This window comes from Streptomyces fradiae ATCC 10745 = DSM 40063, from assembly GCF_008704425.1.
Lineage (GTDB): Bacteria > Actinomycetota > Actinomycetes > Streptomycetales > Streptomycetaceae > Streptomyces > Streptomyces fradiae.
Genome location: NZ_CP023696.1, coordinates 5,544,291 through 5,556,466, shown reverse-complemented (window position 1 = coordinate 5,556,466; position 12,176 = coordinate 5,544,291). Strand labels below are relative to the sequence as shown.

8 protein-coding genes are annotated in these 12,176 nt (G+C 77.7%); 6 read left to right on the top strand and 2 right to left on the bottom strand.

What is annotated here, in order from left to right:
- Positions 1-239: 239 nt before the first annotated feature.
- A complete protein-coding gene (locus CP974_RS24400) occupies positions 240-719 on the bottom strand; it encodes an Lrp/AsnC family transcriptional regulator (protein ID WP_031128729.1) in 480 nt (159 codons plus the stop codon).
- Positions 720-1,677: 958 nt separating this feature from the next.
- Positions 1,678-2,082, bottom strand: coding sequence for a helix-turn-helix domain-containing protein (locus CP974_RS29760; RefSeq protein WP_223844410.1), 405 nt, complete (start codon positions 2,080-2,082; stop codon positions 1,678-1,680).
- Positions 2,083-2,591: 509 nt separating this feature from the next.
- On the opposite strand from CP974_RS29760, the gene CP974_RS24390 reads away from it, so the two are divergent.
- The 6 genes from CP974_RS24390 to CP974_RS30750 all read left to right on the top strand — a co-directional run bounded on the left by CP974_RS24390 (position 2,592) and on the right by CP974_RS30750 (position 12,148).
- Positions 2,592-3,311 (top strand): hypothetical protein, encoded by a 720-nt coding sequence (locus CP974_RS24390; protein ID WP_031128730.1) that lies wholly within the window; start codon positions 2,592-2,594, stop codon positions 3,309-3,311.
- A 268-nt stretch (positions 3,312-3,579) separates the two neighbouring features.
- On the top strand, positions 3,580-4,380 hold the full coding sequence (locus CP974_RS24385) for a HisA/HisF-related TIM barrel protein (protein WP_051838941.1): 801 nt from the start codon (positions 3,580-3,582) through the stop codon (positions 4,378-4,380).
- A gap of 2 nt (positions 4,381-4,382) precedes the next feature.
- Positions 4,383-5,390: a zinc-dependent alcohol dehydrogenase family protein gene (locus tag CP974_RS24380; protein ID WP_031128732.1), complete on the top strand. Its 1,008-nt coding sequence runs from the start codon at positions 4,383-4,385 to the stop codon at positions 5,388-5,390.
- Positions 5,391-5,644: 254 nt separating this feature from the next.
- Positions 5,645-8,983, top strand: a complete 3,339-nt coding sequence (locus CP974_RS24375; protein WP_051838942.1) for an amino acid adenylation domain-containing protein — start codon at positions 5,645-5,647, stop codon at positions 8,981-8,983.
- Between the two features lie 130 nt (positions 8,984-9,113).
- On the top strand, positions 9,114-10,532 hold the full coding sequence (locus tag CP974_RS24370; RefSeq protein WP_031128733.1) for an FAD-dependent oxidoreductase: 1,419 nt from the start codon (positions 9,114-9,116) through the stop codon (positions 10,530-10,532).
- 158 nt (positions 10,533-10,690) lie between these two features.
- A complete protein-coding gene (locus CP974_RS30750; RefSeq protein ID WP_078915346.1) occupies positions 10,691-12,148 on the top strand; it encodes an FAD-dependent oxidoreductase in 1,458 nt (485 codons plus the stop codon).
- Positions 12,149-12,176: the final 28 nt, after the last annotated feature.

Sequence of the window (12,176 nt, the reverse complement as noted above, 5' to 3'; positions counted from 1 at the left end):
GCGTGATGGGCAGGTGGCGGCGTTTCTTTTCACACGGGCGGTGCGGGCGGGCTCGATACACCCGTTCGGGTGACCGCGGGGCCGGCGGGTGCCCGGCGGGTCGGCAGGGGTCGGCAGGGGGGCTTGCGGGCCCCCTGCGGAGGCGGGTGCGCGGGCCGGTGTGCCGCGCGAGGCGCGGGCCCGTCGCGTGAACGTGCGGCAGGTCGTGGGCGGCGGGTGGTCGGCGTGCCCTGCCCGGCTCAGGGGGAGGCGGACGCCCCGGCGTCCGGGGAGCCGGGGAGCAGGTGCGTCAGGACGATGACGCTGTTGGTGCGCCGTACGAACGACTCCGCGCGGATGCGCTCCAGCACCTCCTCGAAGTGCTCGATGTCGGCGGCGCGGATGTGCAGCAGGGCGTCGGCGCCACCGGTCACCGTCATGGCGGCAACGATCTCCGGGTACGCCCGTGCCACCTCCGCGATACGGCGGGGCGGGGCGGCCGACTCGCAGAAGACCTCCACGTACGCCTCGGTGCGCCAGCCCAGGGCGCTGGGGCGGACGACCGCCGTGAACCCGGTGATCACCTCGGCGTCTCGCATCCGGTCGACCCGCCGCTTGACCGCCGCCGGGGACAGCCCGATCTCCTGGCCGATCTCCACGAAGCTGCGCCGGGCGTTGTCGACGAGCGCGGACAGGATCTTGCGGTCGAGGTCGTCGAGCGACAGCGGCGAGTGGGCCATGTGCCGTCTTCCTGCCTTTCCCCTTGCCGGCGCGGATCGCGCCCCGGCGTGCGATGACGTGCGATGACGTGCACGACCGACGCGATGCGGTACGCGCACGGACTGGCGCGGGGACGCACCGGGGACGCCGGCCGCGCCGCCCGCGCGCCTCATCATGCACGGCGCCGGACCTGCCACGCGCCTCGCCGTGCGCGGCGCCGGATCGCGGTCGCCGCCCGGTCGTGCACGACGTCGGACCCGGGCGTCCCTGACCGTGCGGGGCGGGGCCGGACAGCACGCCGTCCACGGGGCCGGGCGGGCGTGGCACCTGGGCGCGTGCGGGGGCCTGGCAGGGGGCGGCACGTGCCGCGCGGGGGCCGGGCCGGTTGGGGCGCGCGCCTCGCAGCGGGGCCGGGTGCGCGCCCGGACCGCCTGCCGCGCGGAGCGGCATGTGGGGGGTCGGTCCGGGCACACCGGCCGGGCCGCTCCGGCGGCCCGCCGTTCGGGCGGGGCGCCCGCGGAGGGCGGGCCGAAGGGGTCACGGCCGCGCCCGCCGCGCCCGCCGCGCGCGTGGGCCGCCGGGGGTGCGAGAGGCCCGTCGCGGCACCGCGGGAGTCCCGCGCTGCCGCCCGGAGCATCCTGGTCCACGGGGCGGCGCCGGACCTATACGGGTGCGGCGGATCACGGATACGTACTTAACGCCGGACGCCCGCCCGCTGTGCGGTGGGAGCCGCGTGCCGTCGCGACGCAGCGGTCCCCGCACCCGGGCCTTTCCCCGCCGCGCCGTCTCCCCCGGTCCCGCCGTCTCTCCGGTCCGCCGCGCCGTCTCCCCCGGTCCCGCCGTCTCTCCGGTCCGCCGCGCCGTCTCCCCCGGTCCCGCAGTCTCCCCGTCCGCCGCGTCCCCGGCCCCTCCCTCTCCCCCGGCCCCTCCGCCGCCCGCTCGCGGTACCGGGGCGTCGGTCCGTGAGATGACGGCCCGTCAGTCAGCGGGCGGCGGCGAGGCCGAGCCCGAGGGGTCCCCGCCGGGGCGCGGGGGCGGGAGGGTGCCCCGGGTGTCCCCTCGGGGGCGCGGGGGCGCGGCGGGCCGGCGCAGGCCGGCGCGGCCCAGCAGTTTCAGGATCGCCTCGGCCCGGCTGCGCACCCGCAGCTTGCGGTAAGCGGACTGGAGATGGTTCTTGACGGTGCGTTCGGACAGGTCCATGCGCCTCGCGATGACGCGGTTGGACGCTCCGGTCAGCAGCAGCTCCACAGCCTGTCTCTCCCGGTCGGTGAGCCGATCCCAGAGGGCTTCTCGGCCGGGCCTCCCCTCATCCCCGGAGGCCGCCCCGGCGACTTCCCTCGCCGGCGCTTCCGCTCCGCTCCCGCACTGCTTCGCCTGTTCCATTCTGGTCAGAATTCCGATGATCTCCTGGAGGGAGGAGCGTAAATCGCACCCGAGGCATTCGGAGCACACGTGGCCGTGGTTTCTGTCCGCCTCTCTGTATGAATCTGGCATGGCGGATTTCGCTCTCTCTTGGGAACGGGATCGCACGAGCGGCGGAGTGAGGGGGGCGCCCTGGCACCCTACGCCGTGATACCCCTCTGCCGTCGCCGTGAAGCAACGGCCGGGCCCGTGGCACGGGGACGCTGCCGGGCCCGGCCGTCCGGTGGTCGCGGTGCCCGGAGGGGCGTGTGGGCGCTGCCGTGGGGTGTGGGGCGCCAGAGGCGCGGAGACGGGCGGCAGCCGCCGGGAATTCCCCGCCCTCGCGTTCCCCACGGACCGTTCCGGTCCTTTCGTGTTGGCCACAAGGGACCAGACGATGCACGGCGTGGAGGCATGGAGGCCGGGAAGCCGAATGAGCGTGCCCCGCAGGACCGAAGATTCCCGGGGCGGACCGACGAAAGGAAATTCCCATGCACGGTGAGAGCGGTGAGAATCTCGTCTCGATCCTCCGGCAGGCGAGGGGCGGGAATCCCCCGGAGAACGCGCTCCTGGACATCGCCCGCGACGGAAAGCTCACAACGGATCACCTCCGCCGGCTCGTCGCCGTCGAATGGCAGTGCCACGCGGTGGAGTTGAGCGCCTACGGCCTGATGTCCGCCCGGTTCCCGCGGCGCCCGGCGGTCCGTCTCTACGGTCGGCTGACCGAGCTGGTGGTGGGCGCCCAGCCGAAGCTCGCCGCGTGCGCCGAGGCGTTCGGCATGGGCCCGGACGACCTGTGGTACCGCCCCCGGACGTACGAGACGTTCGCTTTCGACGGCATGCTCGCCTACGTCGCCGCGAACGGTTCGCAGGCCGCCACCGCGCTGGCGCTCCACACCGACGTGGAGCTCTACTTCGGCGACTGCGCGCGGCTGGTCCGGCTGGCGCGGGAGCAGGGCGTGGAGGCGCCCGACGAGTTCTTCCGGTACTACGAGGGCGACCCGTCGACGGGACTGCTGGACCTGGCCGCGGAGGTCGCCGAGGACGGGGTCCGCAACGGCGACGACCCGCAGGAGGCGATCCTCCTGGCCCGCCTCCTGGAGCAGGGGATCGGCCTCTTCTGGCGCAGCGCCGCCGGACTGGACGTCACCCCGGTCCACGTGCCCTCCCGCGAAAGCCTGGAGGGTGCCGCCGGTATCGGGGCGGAGTGAGGGCCGGGGGCCGTGCGCGCACCCCACCGGTTCCCCCTCCGCGTGTACGCCGCCCGGGCCCTGTGCCCCGCTTCCCCGTCCGCTGTCCGCTGTCTGCTGTCCGATTCCCGCTGTCCGATTCCCGGTCCGGTTCCCCGCCCGGTGTGCCGTCCGGTCCCCGGTCAGGTATCCGGCCCGATCCCCGGTCCGGCGCCCCGGCGCCCCGGCGGTCCGCCGGTCGGCCGGTCGGCGGTCCGTACAGCGAAACCCAGACCCGAAGGAGCGATCCGTGATCCATCAGCGAACCCTGTTCGGCGACCGCAAGAGCCAAGTGACCGACCTCGTCATCCCGTGCATCGACGTCGCGGGAGGGAGGGCGACGGAACCCGCGGCCATCCCGGGACTGCGGGACCCCGGGTCCGTGTCGGAGATAGCCCGGCGCTACACCGGCGAGGGCGCGACCAAGATCTTCCTCGACGTCCTCGACCCCTGGCCGGAGGCGGAGTACCTGCCGGACCTCGTGCGGGCCGTCAGCGGCCTCGGCGTCTCCCTCCTGGTGTCCGTCGACAACGGGGTGCTGCCCACCGCCGACCACGCCGAGGCGCTGCTCGACGCGGGCGCGGACGCGGTCTCGGTCAGCACCAACGCGGTCGAGTGCCCGAAGGTGGTCCGGGAGGTCGTGGCGCGCCGGGGCGGCCAGCACGTCCTCGGGGTGATCAACAGCGGCCTGGCCGGAGACGCCGGGGACCGGGTCCACGTCGAAGGGGGACGGCGGCCCACCCGCGTGCCGGCCACCGCCATGGCCGCCGAGCTCGCCTCCATCGGTGTGGGCGCACTCCTCGCCAACAGCCTGGACCAGGAGGGCAGCGGCGCCGGCTACGACCTGCGGCTCACCCGCGCGGTGGCCGAGGCGTCCGGACTTCCCGTCATCGCCTCGGGCGGCGCCGGGACGTCCGAACACCTCAGGGAGGCGCTGGACTCCGGGAGCGCGGCGTACGTCCTGGTCAACGCCATGGTGCACGGCGGGCGGACCAGCATGGCCGAGATCGGCCGCCACCTGGAGCGCCACTGGTCCATGGCGGCCCGGTGACCATGCGGGCCGTCGTCTTCGAACGCCACGGCGACCCCGCCGAGGTCCTGCGGCTGGTGACCCTGCCCGAGCCGCGGCCGGCCCCGGGCGAGGTGCGGGTACGGGTCCTCGCCCGGCCGGTGAACCCTTCCGACCTGCTGTTCGTCCGGGGGGAGTACGGCAGGCGCGGGGACTTCCGGGAACTGGAGACGTCCGAGGGCCCCCTCCGGGCGGCGAGCGCCGGGTTCGAGGGTGCCGGTGTCGTCGACGCGCTCGGGCCCGGTGTGCCCGGCGCGTACCTGGGTGCGCACGTCGCGGTGGCGGCCGACGGGACCTGGCGGGAGTACGTGACGGCACCGGCGCGGGACGTGTACCGGACCGGTGGGGTCCCGCTGCGCGCGGCGGCCCAACTGACCGTCAACCCCTTCACCGCCGCGCTGCTCCTGGACCGGCCGGCGCTCGGGCCGGGCCGGACGCTGCTGCTCACCGCCGGGGCGTCCGCCGTCGCCCGGATGCTCGTCCACATGGCGACGGCGCGCCGGGTGCGGTGCCTGGCGGTGGTCCGCCGGGCGGCCGCCGCGAGCGCCGTCGAGGCCCTGGGGGCGGTCCCCCTCGTGGTGGACGCGCCGGGGGCGCTGCCCCGGATGGTCCGCGAGGCGACCGGGGGCCACGGGGCGGACGCCGCCCTGGACGCGGTCGCCGGGGCTCCGGGCGCCGACGTGCTGCGCAGCGTGCGTCCGGGGGGCCGGGTCGTCGTCTACGGGATGCTGGCGGGCGGGCCGGTGCCCGTGCCGGCGGAGGAGCTGGTCTTCCGCGGGCTGCGCGTCGAGGGCTTCTGGCTGCCCGCCGCCCTGGGGGAACTGGACGCCGCCGCCCGCGGGGAGCTGACCCGGCGGGTGCTCGCCGAGGTGACCGGCGGCCTGCCCGGTCTGGAGGTCGAAGCCGCGTACGGGCTGGAGCGGTTCGGGGAGGCTCTGGTCCACGCGGTCCGCCCCGGCCGGAGCGGGAAGGTCCTCCTGACCACCGGCTGACCGCGACGCACGAGCCGGGACCGCGCGCCCGGTTCCGGCTCCGGCCCCGTGCCGCGTCCCTCCGGAGCCGTCACCCCTCGCACCGCCCCGGCCGCCGCACCCCGTACCGACGTCGGCGCCCGCGCCACCGCCCGGCCGGGTCCCGGACGCCCCGGCCCCTCCCCGCCCCGGCGCCCCGAGTCCGAAGCCCCCGGCCCGACGGTCCAAGCCCGACGACCCGAGCCCGAACCGCACGACGAGAACACGAGGCAACGATGTCCCCCGAGCACACCCGCCACACCCCGATACCCGGCGAGCCCACCGCGGCCCCCGCACCCAGCGCCCCCTCCGCACGGCCTCCGGCCGCCGACGCCGACGGCCTGGGCCGCCCCCACGCGGCGGCGGGCGGCCGGGAGCGCCGCCGCGACACCACCCTGTCCGAACTGTTCGAGGCGCAGGCCCGCAAGACCCCCGACGCGCCGGCACTGACCTGGCACGGCGGGCGCTGGAGCTACGCCGAGCTGCGCCTGCGCGCCCACCGCGCCGCGCACCGGCTGCGCGAGCGGGGCGTACGGGAAGGGGAGGCCGTCGCCCTCCTCGTGCCGCGCTCGCCGGAGGCGGTCGCCGCGGTGCTCGGCGTGCTGCACGCCGGGGCCGTCTTCCTGCCGGTCGACCCCTCCCACCCGGCCACCCGCGTCCGGCACGTCCTCGGGGACGCCTCCGTCCGGCACGTGGTGGCCGGCGCGGACGTACCGGACGCCCTCCTGCACGGCCGGCAGCGGCACGCCCCCGCCGACCTGGCGCACGAGTGGCCGCCGGCCCCGGTCGACGCCCGGCGGCGCGCCCCGGAGGACCCCGCGTACATCATCTACACCTCCGGGTCCACGGGCCGGCCGAAGGGGGTCGTCTGCACCCACCGCGGGCTGCTCCGGGTCGCGGTGGACACGCCCGAACTGCGCCCCGACCCCGGCGATCGGGTCCTCGCCACCACCAACCCCACCTTCGACGTGTCGTGCTGGGAGCTGTTCGGGACCCTCCTCAACGGTGCCTGCCTGCACCTCGCCGACACCGGAACCCTCCTCAGCACCGACGCGCTGGCCGAGCTGCTGGAGGAGCGCCGCATCACCACCATGTGGCTGAGCGCCGGGCTGTTCCACCAGCACGCGCGGGCCCGCCCCGGCATGTTCGCGCCGCTGCGCCGCCTGGTCGCCGGAGGGGACACCCTCAACCCGTCGGCGGTCCGCGCGGTCCTGCGGCACGGGCGCCCCGGACGGTTCCTCAACGGCTACGGCCCCACCGAGAACACGGTGTTCTCCACCGTGCACCGCATCGAGCGCCTGGCGGCTGACGCGGCCTCGGTGCCCATCGGGCGGCCCGTCGCCGGCACCGTCGCCCACGTGGTCGGCCCGGACGGCGAACCGGCTGCCCCCGGCGAGCGCGGCGAACTGTGGCTCGGCGGCGACGGTGTGGCGGCCGGGTACCTGGGCGATGCCGAGAAGACGGCACGGCACTTCGTCCCCGACCGGTTCGCGGGCGCGGGCGGGCCCGCCGGGAGCCGCCTCTACCGCACCGGGGACGTGGTCAGCCTGCGCGAGGACGGCGTCCTGGAGTTCCACGGGCGCCGGGACCGGCAGGTCAAACTGCGGGGCTACCGGGTCGAACTCGACGAGGTCGAAGCGGCCCTGACCGAGCACCCCGAGGTGACCGGGGCGGCCGTCGGCGTCATCGGCGAGGGGGCCGGCCGGCGCCTCGCCGCCGTCGTCACCACCGACACCCCCGCCGGACACGCCGGACACGCCGAGCAGACCGAACACGCCGAACACGCCGGGCGGGCAGGGCGGGCAGGGCGGGCCGAACAGGGCGAGCGGACCGAACAGGCAGGACGGGCGGAGCAGGCAGGCCCGGCGGAAGAGGCGCGGCGCGCAGGGCGGGCCGAAGGGGGCGCGCTGCCGGACCGCGTGCGCGCGTACGCCCGTGACACGCTCCCCGCCCACATGGTGCCCGCCCGCCTGGCGGTCGCCGGCGAGCTCCCGCTGACGTCGAGTGGCAAGACCGACCGCCGGCGCCTGCTGCACCTGCTGGAGCGGCAGGACGACCGGCGGGCCGGCCGGGACTCCGGACCCGCACCGGCCGGCCGGGACGAGCGGAGGACGGCCGCCGTGTGGCGCCGGGCGCTGGACGTCGACGAGGTCCCCGCCGACGCGGACTTCTTCGCGCTCGGGGGCACGTCCCTGCGCGCGACGCAGGTGGCGGCGGCGGTCCGCAGGCTGTTCGGCCTGCCCCCGGAGCGCGGGCGGGAGCTGGTGCGGGCGCTGCTGGACGACCCGACCCTGGAGTCCTTCACCCGGCGCGTACGCGAGATGGAGGCGGAGGGGCACACGGCCGGCCCCGGCGCGCAGCCCGCCGTCGACTTCGCGCGCGAGGCGGCGCCGCCGGACCTGCCGCGCCTCGGCGCCCTCGCCGCGGGCGGCCCCCGCACCCCCCGCACGGTCTTCCTCACCGGCGCGACCGGCTTTCTCGGCGTCCACCTGATCGACCAGCTGGTGCGGCGCGGGGTGCGGCGGGTCCACTGCCTGGTGCGCGCGGGCGGCGAGGCGCAGGCCATGTCCCGGCTGGCCTCGCGCATGCGCCGCCACGGCGTGGACCCCGCCGCCCTCGCGGGCCGGGTGACCGCGCTGCCGGGCGACCTGGCACGGCCGCGCCTCGGCCTTGGGGAGGAGGCGTGGGACCGGCTCGCGGCGGAGGCCGACCACATCGTGCACGCCGGGGCGCACGTCAACTTCGCCTATCCGTACGCGGCGCTGGCACCCGCCAACGTCGGCGGCACCCGAGCCGTACTCGAACTGGCCGCGCACGTGCGCGTGAAGCCGGTCCACCACGTCTCCACCATCGGCGTACTGGCCGGGTTCGGCACCGCCGGGGAGCGCCAGGTGACGGAGAGGACGCCCCTGGCACACCCGGAGCGGCTCTCCATGGGGTATCCGGAGACGAAGTGGGTCGCCGAGCGGATGGTGGCCGCGGCCGGCGGGCGGGGGCTGCCCACGACGATCCACCGCCCGCACGAGATCACCGGCACCTCGGACCGGGGCGTGTGGAACACGGACACCATGATGTGCGCCCTGCTGCGCACCCTCGCGGAGACGGGCACGGCCCCCGGCGTCGAACTGCCCCTCGACTTCGTGCCGGTCGACCACGTGGCCGCCGTCATCGGCCATGTGGTCACCCGCGAGGAGCCGGACGGCCGCGTGCTCCACCTCACCAACCCGCGCCCCGCGCGCCTGTCCTCCGCCGTGGAGCGGCTGCGGCACCGGGGGTACCCGGTCAGGACGGTCCCCTACGAGGACTGGGTGGCGGCCGTCGACGCGCTGGCGGCGGAGGACCCCGGGCACCCGATGGCGCCCTACCTCCCGCTGCTCGTCGAGACCGCGCGGGGCAGCGCCCTGCCCGTGCTCCGGACGTACGAGGCGGACACGTTCCCCGCCGTCGACCGGACCCACGCCGAGCGGGCCGCCGCGGCCGGATCGCTCACCTGCCCGCCGGTGGACGCCGCGCTCCTCGACCTGTACCTGGGGCGCCTGGCGGAGATCGGCTACCTGCCGCCGCCACCGGACTGACCACCCGGCCCGGAGCCGGCCGGCTCCCCTGGCCGATGCGTGCCCGTACCGCCTCCCCACCCGTACCGCCTTGCCCCCGTATCGCCTGTACTGCCCGGGCCGCCGCCGGGGCCGGACGAAAGGACTGCTCGTGCGCATCGCCGTCATCGGCGCGGGAACGGCCGGACTGACCGCCGCCTGGCTCCTGGCGCCCACCCACGACACCACCCTGTACGAGGCCGGGCCGCGCGCCGCCGTGGGAACCGGCCTCCCCCTCCCCGCGACGGGAGCCGGAGGCGGTGCCGGTGCCGGCTCCGGCTCCGACTCCGGCTCCGGCTCCGGCTCCGGCCGTGGCACCGGCCGGGTGGACGTCGGGGTGGGGGTCGTCCGCGCCGACCCCGGCACCCCGGCCCCGCACCCCGTGCCGCTCGACGCGGACGGCCCGCCGGCCCCGCTCGACGCGGGCGGCGCCGGCGAGACGGACGGGCCCGACGAGCCGGACCGGCGCGGTGTTCCCCTCAGCCTGACCGTCATGTCGCCCCGGTCCGCCGAGCCCCTGCTCGTCACCCCCCTCCCGCCGCTCGGCGGCCGGCGCGGCCGCACCCCCGTGGCCGGGGCGGCGTGGCGGGCCCTGCGGGCGTTCCTGGCGGCGTCGGCCCGGCCGCACACCGCCGGGTCGGGGCCGGAGGCGACCGTCAGGGGGCTGGCGGCGGCCCTGCGCATGCCGAACGACGTCTACGAGCGGGTGCTCCTGCCCTGGCTGGCCGCCGGAGCGGGCTGCCGCCTGGTGACGGCCGCCGGGATGCCGGCCCGGCCCGCGGTCGGCGGGGCGCTCGCCACCGCGCCCGGCGGCGCCCTCGATCCCGCCGCGCCGCCGGGCGGCTCCGCCGGAGGGCTCGCCGCCCTCGTCGGGCGGATGGCCGGGGACCTCGGGCGCCGCCTGCGGCTGTCGCACCCCGTCCTCCGGGTGACGTCGGAGGGGCCGGGCGGTTCGGCGCCGCTGGCCGTCCACACGGCGGACGGCGCACGCACCGCGTACGACCGGGTCATCGTCGCGACCGGCGCCCCCGAGGCCGCCCGGCTCCTGGAGGGCGACCCGGCCCAGGCGGTCCGGGTCGCGCTGCTGCGCGCACTGCAGTACGCGACGGTCACCGTGGCCGTGCACCGCGACCCCCGGCACATGCCGCTCGACCGGCGGCACTGGTCGGCCGTGAACGTCCAGGGGCACGGCCCCTGGGGCGAGAGCACCCTCTGGTACGGCGCGCTGGGCGGCCCGGACCTGTTCGTCAGCCACATCACCCACCGGGCCGAGCCGGAGCACGTCCTGCACCGTGCGCGCCTGTCCCGGCCGCTGCTCACGGCCGAGGCCGTCGCCGCCCGGAGGGAGTTGCGCGGCCGGCCCGTCAGCCCGCACATCCAGCTGGCGGGCGGCTGCCTGCACGACGCCGGAGGCCGGGAGTCGGCCGTGCGCACGGCGCTCGCGGCGGTCGAGAACACGGACCCCACCTGCGCCCGCGCCCGCCGGCTGCGCGCGCTCCTCGCCGACGGGGCGCACGAGGCCGCCGGCTGAGCCCGGACGAGCCGGGGGCGCCCGCGCCCCGCTCACGGCGGTGACCATGCCGGGGCGGGCGTGGGGCCCGCGCCCTTCCCCGGGGGTCCGACCCACCGTCCCGCACGGACGGGACGAGCACGACGGACGAGACACGACGGACGAGAGGAGACCGAGTCGTGCCCCACCCCCTGTCGTTCTTCACCGACGCCTTCCTCCAGGCCGGCCGCGCGCGTCGCGGACACCGGTCCGCGAGGGACCCGGCCCGCCCGCCCACCACCCGCACGGACCGGGAAACGGGCCGGAACGCGGGCCGGGAAACAGATCTGACGGCAGGCATGGAAGGGGACGGGATGCGGATCGTCGTCGTGGGCGCCGGGCTGTGCGGTCTGACGCTGGCCTGGCTGCTGGAGGAGGGCCACGAGGTCGTCGTCCTGGAGGAGCGCGGCCGGCTGGGCGGCAACATCGACAGCCGGCCCGTTCCCGGAGCCGCAGGCCCGCGCTGGGCCGACGTCGGGGTCCGCGAGGTGGTGCCCGCCGCCTCGCCCCTGTGGAGCCGCCTCTTCCGGCTCCAGGGGTTCGCGGCGGACGACCTCGTGGCCGTACCGGCGGGCCGCTCGCTGGTGCGGGAGGCACCGGACGGGCGGGAGGTGCTGCTCAGCCCGGCCCAGGACGCGGCCGGGCCGGGTGCGGGTGCGGTCGGCTCCGCCCCGGCGCGGGCGGCCGTGCGGGCCTTCACCGAACGGGCGGCGGCCTGGGCCGAGGAGGGCCTGGGCTGGGACGTGCCGCTGGGCGCGGCCCTCGACCCCCTGCCGTTCGGCGCACCGCTCGCGGACGTGGTCTGCGCGCTGCCCGCCTCCCTGTTCGGCTGCACGCTCGACGAGGCGCGGGACCTGTCGGCGCGGGCCGTCGGCTCGCTCTACGCCACCCCGCCCGGCGCCCCGCCGGCGCCCGCGGCGGTACGGCCGCGCGACGGGTTCGGCGCCCTCACCACCTCGCTGGCCGGGTCCCTGCGCGGTGCCCGCGTCCACCCGGGCGCGGGCGCGGCGCGGATCGAGCGGGACGGGGGGCGGTACCGCGTGGTGGACGTGCGCGGGCACGCGTACCCGGCGGACTGCGTGGTGCTGGCCGTGCCCGCCGACCGGGCGGAGGCCCTGCTGCGGCCGCTGGCCGGCACCGGGGGCCTGCGTGCCGCGCTGCGCGGGCACCGCTACCGGGAGGCCGCGTACAGCCTCCACCTCGACCCGTCCGGCATGCCCGCGGAGCGCGCGGACCGGGCGGCCGTCAACATCACCGTGGCGGGCCGGGGCACCCGCACCACGGTCCGCCGGCCGGCCGGGGACGGGCCGGACCACTACGTCACGGCGGCGCCGCCGTCCGCGGCCCGGCCGCTGCGGGAGCTGGCGCGGACGACGCTGCGCACCCACCTCCCGACACCGGCCGCGCACGCCGCGCGGCGGGAGGTGGAGCGGCGCAGCGGGGAGGGACTGCTGTTCCTCGCCGGTCAGTGCGCCGCGACGGTCGACACCCAGGAGGGCGCCGTCGCCTCGGCCCTGGCCGTCGCGCGGTCGCTGGTCCCCTCGGGGCGGCGCACCCGGTCCCTGGGCGGGGCGGCCGGGGACGCCCCGGCGGGGTGAGCCCGCGGCCCCGGCGCCTCCTCCCGCG

Coding starts and splice junctions, on each gene's coding strand:
- CP974_RS24400 (WP_031128729.1), bottom strand. CDS start 719: ATGGCCCACTCGCCGCTGTCGCTCGACGACCTCGACCGCAAGATCCTG.
- CP974_RS24375 (WP_051838942.1), top strand. CDS start 5,645: ATGTCCCCCGAGCACACCCGCCACACCCCGATACCCGGCGAGCCCACC.
- CP974_RS29760 (WP_223844410.1), bottom strand. CDS start 2,082: ATGGAACAGGCGAAGCAGTGCGGGAGCGGAGCGGAAGCGCCGGCGAGG.
- CP974_RS24390 (WP_031128730.1), top strand. CDS start 2,592: ATGCACGGTGAGAGCGGTGAGAATCTCGTCTCGATCCTCCGGCAGGCG.
- CP974_RS24380 (WP_031128732.1), top strand. CDS start 4,383: ATGCGGGCCGTCGTCTTCGAACGCCACGGCGACCCCGCCGAGGTCCTG.